General features: G+C 60.4%; 12 protein-coding genes. 7 read left to right on the forward strand and 5 right to left on the reverse strand.

Annotated elements, in window-relative coordinates:
- The first annotated feature begins 88 nt into the window (after positions 1-88).
- The gene (hrcA, locus tag H7847_RS09175; protein ID WP_227269178.1) at positions 89-1,153 is read left to right on the forward strand and encodes a heat-inducible transcriptional repressor HrcA; all 1,065 of its coding nucleotides are present in this window, start codon (positions 89-91) and stop codon (positions 1,151-1,153) included.
- Positions 1,154-1,162: 9 nt separating this feature from the next.
- On the forward strand, positions 1,163-1,726 hold the full coding sequence (locus H7847_RS09180; protein ID WP_227269179.1) for a nucleotide exchange factor GrpE: 564 nt from the start codon (positions 1,163-1,165) through the stop codon (positions 1,724-1,726).
- Positions 1,727-1,754: 28 nt separating this feature from the next.
- Here the strand turns inward: H7847_RS09180 and mutS are convergent, their stop codons facing one another.
- Complete coding sequence (gene mutS / locus H7847_RS09185; protein ID WP_227269180.1) at positions 1,755-4,391, reverse strand: DNA mismatch repair protein MutS; 2,637 nt, start codon at positions 4,389-4,391, stop codon at positions 1,755-1,757.
- A gap of 136 nt (positions 4,392-4,527) precedes the next feature.
- On the opposite strand from mutS, the gene H7847_RS09190 reads away from it, so the two are divergent.
- On the forward strand, positions 4,528-6,783 hold the full coding sequence (locus H7847_RS09190; RefSeq protein ID WP_227269181.1) for an NADP-dependent malic enzyme: 2,256 nt from the start codon (positions 4,528-4,530) through the stop codon (positions 6,781-6,783).
- Complete coding sequence (locus tag H7847_RS09195) at positions 6,783-7,655, forward strand: ribokinase (protein WP_227269182.1); 873 nt, start codon at positions 6,783-6,785, stop codon at positions 7,653-7,655. Before H7847_RS09190 ends, H7847_RS09195 begins: the two co-directional genes overlap by 1 nt.
- Here the strand turns inward: H7847_RS09195 and msrA are convergent.
- On the reverse strand, positions 7,652-8,272 hold the full coding sequence (gene msrA, locus H7847_RS09200; protein WP_406675983.1) for a peptide-methionine (S)-S-oxide reductase MsrA: 621 nt from the start codon (positions 8,270-8,272) through the stop codon (positions 7,652-7,654). The two genes, H7847_RS09195 and msrA, sit on opposite strands and share 4 nt — an antisense overlap.
- Before the next feature lie 228 nt (positions 8,273-8,500).
- On the opposite strand from msrA, the gene H7847_RS09205 reads away from it, so the two are divergent.
- Entirely contained in the window at positions 8,501-9,193 is a 693-nt protein-coding gene (locus H7847_RS09205) for a sulfotransferase-like domain-containing protein (RefSeq protein WP_227269184.1), read from the forward strand.
- 3 nt (positions 9,194-9,196) lie between these two features.
- Here the strand turns inward: H7847_RS09205 and H7847_RS09210 are convergent, their stop codons facing one another.
- Positions 9,197-9,481: an SCP2 sterol-binding domain-containing protein gene (locus H7847_RS09210; protein WP_227269185.1), complete on the reverse strand. Its 285-nt coding sequence runs from the start codon at positions 9,479-9,481 to the stop codon at positions 9,197-9,199.
- Positions 9,478-10,704, reverse strand: coding sequence for an argininosuccinate synthase (locus tag H7847_RS09215; protein WP_227269186.1), 1,227 nt, complete (start codon positions 10,702-10,704; stop codon positions 9,478-9,480). Before H7847_RS09215 ends, H7847_RS09210 begins: the two co-directional genes overlap by 4 nt.
- Positions 10,705-10,831: 127 nt before the next feature.
- Between H7847_RS09215 and ilvA the strand changes: the two genes are divergently transcribed.
- Both ilvA and H7847_RS09225 read left to right on the forward strand, forming a co-directional pair.
- Complete coding sequence (ilvA, locus tag H7847_RS09220; RefSeq protein WP_227269187.1) at positions 10,832-12,064, forward strand: threonine ammonia-lyase IlvA; 1,233 nt, start codon at positions 10,832-10,834, stop codon at positions 12,062-12,064.
- 4 nt (positions 12,065-12,068) lie between these two features.
- Entirely contained in the window at positions 12,069-12,866 is a 798-nt protein-coding gene (locus H7847_RS09225; RefSeq protein WP_227269188.1) for an SDR family NAD(P)-dependent oxidoreductase, read from the forward strand.
- Here H7847_RS09225 and H7847_RS09230 read toward each other — a convergent pair.
- A complete protein-coding gene (locus H7847_RS09230) occupies positions 12,863-13,195 on the reverse strand; it encodes an Hpt domain-containing protein (protein WP_227269189.1) in 333 nt (110 codons plus the stop codon). The two genes, H7847_RS09225 and H7847_RS09230, sit on opposite strands and share 4 nt — an antisense overlap.
- Between the last annotated feature and the right edge of the window lie 116 nt (positions 13,196-13,311).

A 13,311-nucleotide genomic window follows, 5' to 3' on the forward strand; every position in this document is an offset into this window, starting at 1 on the left:
TCCGATACAAGGCCGGGCGGGCGCGATGCAACCCCGATTGAATTCCACGGGGTTTATGCTTTTATGCACTGCGGGATAGGAAACAGGTATGACCGAAGCGCCAAACATTCTGGAAGAGATGAACGACCGCTCGCGCGAGGTCTTTCGGCGCGTGGTTGAAGGGTATCTGCAGGATGGTGTGCCTGTCGGCTCCCGGACGTTGACGCGGGATTTCAGCGAAAAGGTCAGCGCCGCCACCATTCGCAACGTGATGCAGGATCTTGAGTATCTGGGATTGCTCGACAGCCCACATGTCAGTGCCGGACGTATCCCGACGCAACTGGGGCTGCGGATGTTCGTGGATGGCCTGCTCGAAATTGGCGATCCGGATGATCTGGACCGTGAAAAGATCGACGCGACGATGTCGTCGAACTCCGAAGACGTCGGTGGGCTGCTGGACCGCATCGGGTCTGCCTTGTCAGGCGTGACGCATGGCGCGTCGCTGGTGATGACCCCCAAACATGAAGCCCCGATCAAGCATATCGAGTTTGTGTCACTGTCGCCGGAGCGTGCGCTGGTTGTCCTGGTCTTTGCCGATGGCCATGTGGAAAACCGGCTGTTTGCGCCACCCCCCGGCCAGACCCCCAGTTCAATGCGCGAGGCTGCGAATTTCCTCAACGCGCTGATTGAGGGCAAGACCCTCAGCGAGTTGCATGGCGCGATTCGCAAGGAGATCGCCGCCCGCCGTCAGGAGATCGATTCGCTGGCCCAAGCGCTGGTGAAAAGTGGTCTGGCGGTCTGGGAAGGCGAGGGCGATCAGATCGAGCGGCTGATCGTGCGCGGGCGGTCCAATCTGCTCAGCGAAGAGGGCGAGGCGGCCGATCTGGAGCGTATTCGGCTGCTCTTTGATGACCTTGAGCGCAAGCGTGACATCGCGGAGTTCCTCGAGCTGGCCGAAGAGGGCGACGGCGTGCGCATTTTTATTGGGTCTGAAAACAAACTTTTTTCACTTTCGGGTTCCTCTCTGGTGGTTTCCCCATATATGAACGCTGATCGAAAGATTATTGGCGCCGTGGGTGTCATTGGTCCGACAAGATTGAATTATGGTCGCATTGTTCCGATCGTGAATTATACGGCGCAACTGGTTGGTAAACTTGTGTCAGACCGGAGCTAGAGGGGTAAGATGGCAGAGCCTAAGAACGAAGATTTTCTGGACGACGTGGAAGACGCCGAAGCAGAAGCCTATGCCGATGAAATGGAAGAGATCGATGACGAGGCGCTCGAGATGGATCAGTTGCGCGCTGAACGCGATGAGTTGAAAGATCGCTTCATGCGGGCGCTTGCGGATGCAGAGAACGCGCGCAAGCGGTCGGAACGGGATCGCCGCGAGGCAGAGAACTACGGCGGCTCCAAGCTGTCACGTGACATGCTGCCGGTCTACGACAACATGAAACGCGCGTTGGACACCGTGACCGATGAGCAGAAGGAGGCAAACGCCGCCCTGATCGAGGGGATTGAGCTGACGATGCGCGAATTGCTCAGCGTGTTCAAGAAGCACGGCATCGAGGTGATCGCGCCGGAGGTCGGAGACCGCTTTGATCCGCAGCAGCATCAGGCGATGTTCGAGGCCCCGGTGCCGGGCACCAAAGCGGGCGATATCATTCAGGTCGCCGCCGAAGGGTTCATGCTGCACGACCGTTTGCTGCGCCCCGCACAGGTCGGCGTGTCGTCAACACCTGCGAGCTAAGCGCCTATTGCTATGTGTGAGGAAGCGGTCAGGATCTGGCCGCTTCTTTCAGTTGATACAGCAGATTGAGCGCTTCCCTGGGGCTCAGCTCATCGGGATGGATATCGGCCAGCGCCTCTTCGACACGGGATGTCTTTTGCGGCTGCGGTGGCGGGGCAGGTGTGGCGGCAAAGAGCGGCAGATCGTCGATCAGCGTCTTCTGGGTGGCCCCGCCTTCGCGTTCGCCTTTTTCCAGCGCGTCCAGGACGACCCTTGCACGGGCAATCACCGCGGGTGGCAAACCGGCAAGCTGTGCGACCTGCACCCCGTATGACCTGTCGGCAGCCCCCTTTTTGACCTCATGCAGGAAGATCACTTCGCCTTCCCATTCCTTGACGGTGACAGTGGCATTTTCAACGCCGTCAAGCTTGCCCGCCAAAGCCGTCATCTCATGGTAATGCGTCGCAAAAAGCGCACGGCTTTTGTTCACGTCGTGCAGATGTTCCAGTGTGGCCCAGGCGATGGAGAGCCCGTCATAGGTGGCGGTGCCGCGCCCGATCTCATCCAGGATCACCAGCGCGCGGTCATCGGCCTGATTGAGGATGGCGGCAGTCTCCACCATCTCGACCATGAAAGTGGACCGCCCCCGCGCCAGATCATCCGACGCGCCGACCCGGCTGAAAAGCTGGCTGACCAGCCCGATATGCGCGGCGGCGGCAGGCACAAAGCTGCCCATCTGGGCCAGCAGCGCGATGATCGCATTTTGCCGCAGATAGGTCGATTTACCCGCCATGTTGGGGCCGGTCAGCAGATAGATTTGCGCCGTGTTCTCCACCGCGGTCAGATCGCAGTCATTGGCAATGAAGGCATCACCCGATTGCTGTCTCAGAGCCTGCTCCACCACCGGGTGGCGGCCCTCCTGGATGCGAAAGGCGCGGCTCCGATCCACCTTTGGCCGACACCAGTTTTCCGAAGCGGCCAGATCGGCCAGCGCACAGGTCAGATCAAGCTCGGCCAGCGCCGTCGCGGTTTTGGCAATTCGGGCGGCGGCAGAGAGGATATCCGATTGCAGAGCGTCGAACAGCCGTTTTTCAATCTCCAGCGCTCGGGCACCGGCGTTGAGAATCTTGGTCTCCAGCTCGGACAGCTCAACGGTTGTGAAGCGCACCTGATTGGCCGTGGTTTGTCGGTGGATGAACCGGTCGGACAACGGGGGCGACAGCATCTTTTCCGCATGTGTCGCGGTTGTTTCGATAAAGTAGCCCAGCACATTGTTGTGTTTGATTTTCAGGGACAAAATCCCCGTATCAGAGACGAATTGCTGCTGCATCTGGGCGATCACACTGCGCCCCTTGTCGCGCAGATCGCGGACCTCATCCAGCGCCGCATCCTGGCCTGCGGCGATAAAACCACCGTCACGGGCCAGCAGCGGCGGCTCCGCGACCAGGGCAGCCTCAAGCCGGTCGATCAGGGCGTCATGCCCGGCCAGATCCCGAACCGTCTGCTCCAGTAGATCCGGCAAATCCAACGCGTTGAGGTCCGCGTGTAGCGCGCTGGCCTGAGACAGCCCGTTGCGGATCGCCGCCATGTCGCGCGGGCCGCCCCGGTCGAGCGACAGCCGCGACAGCGCGCGGTCAAGGTCGGGCACCTTGCGGAGCTGATCGCGCAGCCTGTTGCGCCTGTCGTTGCTGTCCTGCGCAAAACCCACCGCATCGAGCCTGCCTAAAATCATTGTCAGATCGCGCGAGGGGCTGGCCAGGCGATGTGCCAGCAGCCGCGCGCCCCCCGCGGTTACCGTTCGGTCCATCACCGACAGCAACGATCCCGCGCGCCCCCCCGACAGCGCCTGTGTAAGCTCCAGATTGCGCCGCGTGGCGGCGTCGATCTGAACGCTGCGGGCGAGGCTTTCCTTTTGCGGGGGCCGCAACAGCGGCAGTTTGCCCTTCTGCGTGATGTCGAGATACTGGATGATCCCGCCCATGGCAGACACCTCGGCGCGAGAGAATGTGCCATAAGCATCGAGCGTTTCCACGCCAAAGAGGTCGCAGATGTGCTTTTCGCCCGAGGTGCTGTCAAAGGTGGCGCGCGCGAGCCCCGTCAGCGCGATCCCGAATTCTTTGGTGATCTCTCTCAATTCCGCCTCGCTGCTTTCCGAACAGATCAGCTCGGACGGGGCAAGGCGCGCCAGCTCCGGCCCCAGTTTCACGGACGCCAGCGGCATGACATGAAACGCGCCCGTCGAGATATCGACCCAGGCCAGCGCCTGCGCGTCCCGCACTTGTGCAAAAGCGGCGAGGTAGTTGTTGCGGCGCGCCTCCAGCAAGGCTTCCTCGGTCAGCGTGCCGGGCGTGACAAGCCGCACAACATCGCGCTTTACCACTGATTTAGAGCCGCGTTTCTTGGCCTCTGCGGGGTTTTCCATCTGTTCGCAGACTGCCACGCGAAAGCCCTTGCGGATCAGCGTCAGCAGATACCCTTCGGCGGCATGCACCGGCACGCCACACATCGGGATGTCGTTGCCTTCAAGCTTGCCGCGTTTGGTCAGGGCGATATCCAGCACCTCGGACGCGGCGACCGCATCGTCAAAGAACATCTCGTAAAAGTCGCCCATGCGGTAGAACAGCAACGCATCCGCATAGTTGGCTTTCAGATCGAGGTATTGCGCCATCATCGGCGTGACGGTCATGCGAGGCCCCCCGGCAATTTCGCGTGACCTTACAAATCACAGCAGCAAGGTAAAACCCCAAATGGAGCTTGCTTGAGGCGCTGGGCAGGCTGGGCTAAGGGTTATACGCTGGAATACTCAGAAAAGGCGAAAGTGCATGTCCAAGACCCGCGTTACGGCAGAAGAGGCGCTCGCCTTCCATCTGGAACCGACCCCCGGAAAATTCGAGGTCACGGCAACCGTGCCGATGACAACCCAGCGCGACCTCAGCCTTGCCTATTCGCCGGGTGTGGCGGTGCCCTGCGAGGCGATCTCGCAAAGCCCCGAGACGGCCTATGACTACACCAACAAGGGCAATCTGGTTGCTGTCATCTCAAACGGCACGGCGGTGCTGGGTCTGGGCAATCTCGGCGCGCTGGCCTCAAAACCGGTGATGGAGGGCAAGGCGGTGCTGTTCAAACGCTTTGCCGATGTGAATTCCATCGATATCGAACTGGATACCGAGGATACGGACGCCTTCGTGAATGCGGTCAAGCTGATGGGGCCGACCTTTGGCGGTATCAACCTCGAGGATATCAAGGCGCCCGAGTGTTTCATCATCGAACAGCGCCTCAAGGAAGAGATGGACATCCCGGTCTTCCACGACGATCAGCATGGCACGGCGGTGATCTGTGCAGCGGGGCTGATCAACGCGCTGCATCTGTCGGGCAAGAAGATCGAGGATGTGCGCATCGTGCTGAACGGCGCGGGGGCGGCGGGCATCGCCTGTCTGGAGTTGCTGAAGGCCATGGGGGCCAAGCACCAGAACTGCATCATGTGCGACACCAAGGGCGTGATCTATCAGGGCCGCACCGAGGGCATGAACCAGTGGAAGTCGGGTCATGCGGTGACCACCGAAGCCCGCACACTCGAAGATGCGATGACAGGTGCGGATGTGTTCCTGGGGGTGTCCGTCAAAGGGGCTGTGACCCAGAAGATGGTCAAGAGCATGGCCGAAGACCCGGTGATCTTTGCCATGGCGAATCCCGATCCCGAGATCACGCCCGAAGAAGCCCACGAGGTGCGCGCCGATGCTATTGTCGCCACCGGGCGCAGTGATTATCCCAATCAGGTCAACAACGTGCTTGGGTTTCCCTACCTCTTTCGGGGTGCGCTCGACATCCACGCCCGCGCCATCAACGACGAGATGAAGATCGCCTGCGCCCACGCGCTGGCCAATCTGGCACGCGAGGATGTGCCGGATGAGGTCGGGCTGGCTTATGGCAAGCACCTGTCGTTCGGGCGCGACTACATCATCCCCACGCCGTTCGATCCCCGGCTTATTCATCGGGTGCCGCTGGCGGTGGCGCGGGCGGGGATGGATACCGGCGCCGCCCGGCGACCGATCATCGATATGGAGGCCTATGAGCTGTCGCTGAAGACGCGCATGGACCCGACGGCGAGCATACTGCGCGGCATCAATGCGCGGGCGCGGGCAAATCAGGCCCGGATGATCTTTGCCGAAGGGGACGATCCCCGCGTGCTGCGCGCGGCGGTGATCTATCAACGGTCGGGTCTCGGCAAGGCCTTGGTGGTCGGGCGCAAGGATGACGTCAAAACCAAGCTTGAGCAGGCGGGCATGCCCGATGCGGTGCGCGAGATCGAAATCGTGAATGCCGCCAATACCACGCATCTCGATGCCTATAAGGATTTTCTCTACAGCAGGCTGAACCGGGGCGGCTTCGATGCGCAGGACATCCACCGGCTGGCTGCCCGCGACAGGCATGTGTTCTCCGCGCTGATGTTGGCCCACGGGCATGGCGACGGGCTGGTCACCGGGGCGACGCGCAAATCGGCGCATATTCTCGATAGGATCAATCACGTCTTTGATGCGGACAAAGACCATGGCGTCGCAGGGATCACGGCGGTACTGCACAAAGGCCGGATCGTCTTCATTGCGGATACCATCGTGAACGAGTGGCCCGACGAGGAAGACCTTGCGAATATCGCAGAACGGGCTGCGATGGTGGCGCAGAACATGGGGTTGGAGCCGCGCGTGGCGTTCGTCAGTTTTTCGACCTTTGGCTATCCGGTGTCGGAACGCGCCACGAAGATGGCCCGCGCGCCCAAGGTGCTCGACGCACGCGGCGTCGATTTCGAATATGAGGGTGAGATGACGGTGGATGTGGCGCTGAACACGGCTGTGCAGGCCAGCTATCCATTCTCGCGCCTGACCGGTCCCGCCAATATTCTGGTGGTGCCCGCGCGGCACTCGGCCAGCATTTCGGTCAAGCTGATGCAGGAAATGGCGGGGGCGACGGTGATCGGCCCGATCCTTGCCGGTGTGGACGGGTCGATCCAGATCTGCTCCACCGCTTCGACGGCGAATGATATTCTGAACATGGCAGTGCTTGCGGCCTGCAAGGTGGGCTGATGGCGATCTACAACCTCGGATCGATCAACGCGGACAACGTGTACCGCGTGCCGCATCTGGTGGCCCCGGGCGAGACACTGGCGGCCACGGCACTGACCCGGGGGTTGGGCGGCAAGGGTGCCAATATGTCCGTGGCCGCCGCCCGGGCTGCCGCGCGCGTGGTCCATATCGGGGCGGTTGGGTCAGATGGGCGTTGGGCCTCGGATCGGTTGATGGAATACGGCGTCGACACACGTCACATCGCCCAGGTGTCTGCCCCCACCGGGCATGCGAATATCTGCGTCGATGCGGCAGGTGAAAACGCCATCGTGCTGTTTGCAGGCGCGAACCATGCGGTCGATGACGGCATGATCGGGGCGGCCCTGGCCGAAGCCTCTGCCGGGGATATCTTTGTCACCCAGAATGAAACCAATGGTCAGCCCTATGCCGCCCAGACCGCACAGGGGCTTGGATTGCGGGTTGTCTATGCCGCCGCACCTTTTGATGCCGGCGCCGTGCGTACGGTACTGCCTTTTCTGGACCTGCTGGTTCTCAATGAGGTCGAAGCCGCCCAATTGACAGCGGAAACAGGCTCTAACCTGGATGAAATGGCTGTTGCGGACATCGTTGTCACCATGGGCGCAAAGGGCTGCCGATGGATGTCGCAGGACGCGGGCGTTCAGGACTTTCCGGCCCTGGAGGTCACCCCTGTCGATACCACCGGCGCGGGCGATACCTTTACCGGCTACCTGATTGCAGGTCTGGACCGGGGCATGCCGATGGCGCAGGCGATTGATCTGGCAACGCAGGCGGCCGCCCTGATGGTCACGCGGGTCGGCACTGCGGATGTGATCCCGGACCTAAAGGAGATCCAGGATCAGAGGCTCGGTTAACTGCCCGTAAAGGGGGCCGCATCGCCCCAGAGCTCCTTGACACGGGTATCCCGACCGCAAGCTTCACGATAGGCTTTATAGGCTGAAGCCTGACGTTTGGGGCCAAACCGGGTCAGAACCAGCTGCGTGCCCTTGTAATAGTCCTGGTGGTACTCATCCGCCGGATAGAAGGTGCTCGCCTCGAGAATCGGGGTGACCACCGTCGCGCCGAGATCATTCTGCGCCTCTGCCTTGGCTTTTGCCGCCGCAGTCGCTTGCGCTGTGGAGGAGGTAAAGATTGCCGTGCGATAGCTGTCCCCGCGGTCACAGAACTGCCCCCCGGCATCGGTCGGATCGACCGACCGGAAGAACATGGCATAGAGCCTGTCGCGGCTGACCACATCGGGATCAAAGGTGATCTGAACCGCCTCGTAGTGGCCGGTGCCGCCGTTCACCACCTGTTTGTAGGTTGGGTTTGACACCGTGCCGCCGATAAAGCCGGAGACCGCCTCTTTCACGCCACTGACCCGCTCGAAATCCGATTCGACGCACCAGAAACAACCACCCGCTACGGTAATGGTTTCAAGGTCTGCCGCAGCGGATTTATGAGTCTGCGCGAAAAGCCCAAGAACGATCATCCCGGCAAGCGCCACGGACTTAAAGGTGTATTGGTTGAACATGCTGTCCTCCTTTTGTGGATACCCTGACGGGAATGCGCGGATGTGGCAATTCGCTTTGCCGCGATCTCACAGGCTGGTGAAAGAAGTTTACGGCTTGGCAGCTTTGGTGCGGGTTTTTATCGTGTATTGAAACAGAATGGGGTGCCGGATCATGCGCATTGAAACAAAACCAATGGCACGTCCCTGATGCGGATCGCGATGTGGTCGGGGCCGCGCAACCTGTCGACGGCGATGATGTACAGCTTTGGTGCGCGGCCGGATTTCACTGTCATGGACGAGCCGTTTTACGCGCCGTTTCTGCAGGCCAGCGGGAACGATCACCCGATGCGGCCGGAAATCCTCGCCCAACATGAAACAGACCCGCAGGCGGTGGCGGTGGCCTGTCTCGCCCCGCAGGACACGCCGCATCTCTACATGAAACACATGCCGCATCACATGATCGACGGCTTTCCGATGGGGTGGGCGGAGGCCTGCGTCAACGTCCACCTGATCCGGCACCCCGCGCGGGTCATCGCCAGCTATGCGGCGAAATGGGAGGATCTGACCTTTGACCAGATCGGCTTTGCCCAGCAAACAGCGCTGTTTGACCGGGTTGGAGGTTTTGTGATCGACAGTTTCGATATCCGCGAAAACCCCGAAAAAGCCCTGCGCAGTCTCTGTTCTGCGATTGACCTGCCCTTTGATCCGGCGATGCTGCGCTGGCCCGCCGGTCCCCGGATCGAGGATGGGGTCTGGGCGAAACACTGGTACGGGGCGGTGCATCGCAGCACCGGGTTCGCCGGTGCGGAAGGGCCGTTGCCTGCTCTCGACGGTGCTTTGGCGGCGCTGTGCGAGCAGGCCATGCCGCACTACGAAAAACTCGCGGCGCATAAGCTTTGAGTTTTATCCCAGCAGCTTGCCGAGCTTCAGCGCCACCGACATATCGCCCGAGACCTTGAGCTTGCCCATGGCAAAGGCCGTCATTGGGTTGAGCTTGCCCGCGATCAGTTTTTCCAGATTGGCCCACGAAATACCAATCGTGCAATCCGCCGGATGATCTGCCAGCTCCGCCTGCGTTCCCGACAAGGTCAGAACCCCATCCGTCCCGCAGTCAAATTTCAGACTGTTGTCGAGCGGTCGCTTATCGAGCGCCTTCTGAATGCGCTCAGCGATCTGCTCGAGGCTCATGTCTTGCGATCCAGGCGCCGATCTCGCGCCGCCAGCAACTTCAGCCGCAGCGCGTTCAGTTGGATGAACCCTGCGGCATCCGCCTGATCATAGGCCCCCGCATCATCCTCGAACGTCACATGCGCCTCGGAATAGAGCGAGTGATCGGACCAGCGCCCGACCGTGCGCGCATGTCCTTTGTAAAGCTTGAGCCGCACGGTGCCGGTCACATGGGTCTGGCTTGCATCAATCGCGGCCTGCAACATCGTGCGTTCGGGGCTGAACCAGAACCCGTTATAGATCAGCTCCGCGTAGCGCGGCATCAGCTCGTCCTTGAGGTGCATCGCCCCGCGATCAAGCGTGATGGATTCAATGGCCCGGTGCGCTTCCAGCAGCAGCGTGCCGCCGGGGGTCTCGTAGATGCCGCGTGATTTCATGCCGACAAAGCGCCCCTCTACCAGATCGAGCCTGCCGCAGCCATGTTTGCCGCCCAGCTCATTCAGGCGGGTGAGGATCGTCGCGGGCGACAGCGTCTCACCGTTGAGGCTGACCGCGTCACCGCGCTCGAACCCGATCTCGACGTACTCCGGTGTCTCGGGCGCCTCTTCGGGGCTGACGGTGCGCTGATAGACATAATCGGGGGCATCCACGGCAGGATCTTCGAGCACCTTGCCCTCTGACGAGGTGTGCAGCAGGTTTGCATCCACGCTAAACGGGGCCTCCCCGCGTTTGTCCTTGGCGATGGGGATCTGGTTTTTCTCTGCGAAATCAATCAGTTTGGTGCGGCTGGACAAGTCCCATTCGCGCCAGGGGGCGATCACTTTGATCTCGGGGTTCAGCGCATAGGCCGCAAGCTCGAACCGGACCTGATCGTTGCCTTTTCCGGTCGCCCCATGGGCCACGGCATCGGCACCGGTTTCCTCGGCGATCTCGACCAGACGCTTGGAAATCAGCGGCCGCGCGATGGAGGTGCCCAGCAGATAGAGCCCCTCGTAGACCGCATTAGCCCGGAACATCGGAAAGACGAAATCGCGCACGAACTCTTCGCGCAGGTCCTCGATGTAGATCGCACTTGCCCCCATCATCTCGGCCTTGGCGCGTGCCGGTTCAAGCTCTTCGCCCTGGCCCAGATCGGCGGTAAAGGTTACGACCTCGCAGCCATATTCCGTTTGCAGCCATTTGAGAATGATCGAGGTATCAAGACCGCCCGAATAGGCGAGCACAACTTTTTTAGGGGCGGACATGAAAGCTTCCTTTACGATTTGAAACGCGACCTACCGGTTTTCGAAAGCACGGGCAAGATTGAAGCCTGCGTTGACGCATCGCTGCCTCGGGCGTATCGACAAAGGATTGAGTTTGCGAGGCTAGGTCATGACCACCCCATTTCGTCAAAGCGCTGATGCGGCAACCACTGCCATGCGGGAGGTTTTCCCGGCCACGCCGCTGATGCGCAACGATCTGCTGAGCACGAAATACGGGGCCGACATCTGGCTCAAGCGCGAAGACCTGAGCCCGGTGCGGTCCTACAAGCTGCGGGGAGCGTTCAACGCGATGCGCAAGGTGATCCCGGCGCATGATCTTTTTGTATGTGCAAGTGCGGGCAATCACGCGCAGGGTGTGGCCTTCATGTGCAAGCATTTCGCCGTGCGCGGGGTGGTGTTCATGCCGGTGACAACGCCCGAACAAAAGATCATGAAAACCAGGATTTTTGGGGGCGATCACGTCGAAGTGCGCCTGGTTGGTGACTATTTCGACCAGACATTAGCCGAAGCTCAGGCGTTTTGCGCAGGGGCCGACGGGCATTTTCTGTCGCCCTTTGACGATGAGGATGTGATCGAGGGGCAGGCCTCCGTTGCGGCGGAGATTTCACAGCAGTTGGGCCGTGCGCCCGACAGGATTGTCCTGCCCGTGGGCGGTGGCGGTCTGTCTGCCGGATGCCGCAGCTATTTCGGCAAGGAAACCGCCTACACCTTTGTTGAGCCCGATGGGGCCAAAAGCCTTGCCGCTGCGATTGAAGAGGGTGCGCCGGTTGACGTCTCACCGATCAACAGTTTTGTGGATGGGGCTGCCGTTGCCAAGCTTGGCGCGCGGACTTTTGCGCGGCTGAAGGACGTCTCGTCCGCGGATATCCTGAACCTGTCGGAGGACCGCATCTGTGGCACCATTGTCGAAATGCTGAATGTCGAAGGCATTGTTCTGGAGCCCGCCGGCGCGCTTGCGGTCGAAGCGCTGAGCGAGATCGCAGATCAGATCAGAGGCAAGACGGTGGTCTGCATCGCCTCGGGCGGCAATTTCGATTTCGAACGTCTGCCCGAAGTCAAGGAACGTGCGCAGCGCTATGCGGGCCTCAAGAAGTACTTTATCCTGCGGTTGCCGCAGCGCCCCGGCGCGCTGAAGGATTTTCTGCAGATGCTGGGCGCCCACGACAACATCACCCGCTTTGAGTATATGAAAAAATCCGCGCGCAATTTCGGCTCTGTCCTGATCGGGATCGAGACGGACGATCCGCGTAATTTCTCCCAGATGTTCCAGCGGATCGATGATGCGGGCTTTACCTATACCGACATTACAAACGACGAAACGCTTGCGCAGTTCGTGATCTGAGCCCATGGCATTTGCAGGCAAGACAGTCGTGGTGACCGGCGGGTCCAGCGGGATTGGGGCGGCCCTTTTGCGCCGGTTTGCGCAAGCGGGGGCACAGACGGCGTCAATTGACCTGTTGCCGCCGCCGGATCGATTTTCGGATCTGTTCGTGGCCTGTGATGTCGGGACCGAAGCTGCTTTGCAGCGCGCCATTGCCACCATCGAACGAAATCTTGGAGAGATTGATATTTTTGTCTCTAACGCAGGTGTTTTATCATCTCAAAGCGGCCATGCAGGATCTGCCTCTGATACCGATTGGGCGCGATGCTGGTCGGTCAATGTCATGGCCCAGGTCTATGCCGCGCGCCTTTTGCTGCCAAAGATGATTGCGCGGGGCAGCGGGTATTTCGTGACTGTTGCCTCGGCGGCGGGCCTGTTGAACCAGATCGGCGATGCGGCCTATTCGGCAAGTAAACATGCCGCTGTCAGCTTTGCGGAATCACTGGCTATCCAACATGCGGCCGACGGTATCGGTGTGTCTTTGGTCTGCCCGCAGTATGTGGCCACCCCGCTGATCGGGTTGTCGGAGGCGCAGGCAGAAACGGCCCGGGGTCTTCTGTCCGCAGATGAAGTTGCGATCTGCGTGATTGAAGCGGTTCAGGCCAACCGCTTTCTGGTCCTGCCGCATCCGGAGGTTCACGGATACGCAATGAACCGCGCGCGCGACCATGACGCATGGATCAAGGGCATGGTGTCGCTGCGCCAGCGGGCAGTTGACGAATTCGGCGCGGCCCGACCGATGGATTTTTATAAACTGATCTAGCCGGCGAAGCGGTCTTGCAGCCCGGTCAGAAACGTCGACCGGGACGTCTGGTAGCTTGTCTGCAGGTTTGGCAGGTCGATGGCGGCGGCGGCATTTTTCGATAACGCCACTTCTCCACTTTGGCAGAGGTTGGAGAACTCCCTGAAGCCCAGGCTCATCGCGCTGCCCTTCAGAAAATGCAATTTGTCCGCCAGGCCGTCATGTTGCTTTTGAGCTGAGAGCGCTTCGATTTCTTCATCAACTTCTTGAAGGAAAAGTTCAACCACTTCATCGAAGTCTTCTGGTCCGATTTCCTCTCGCAAGGCGGCTACCCGATCCCAGTCAATCATCCCATGTTTCCTTTCAGACACTGCTGCAGGGTCGCATAAAACAACTAACAGCAGGTTTAATTCCTGCAATGTCTGCCGTGAATTCTTGTCTTCACCTGACTTTAAGAGTCGCAGCG

The organism is Roseobacter weihaiensis (genome assembly GCF_020622345.1).
GTDB classification, from domain to species: Bacteria; Pseudomonadota; Alphaproteobacteria; order Rhodobacterales; family Rhodobacteraceae; genus Roseobacter; species Roseobacter weihaiensis.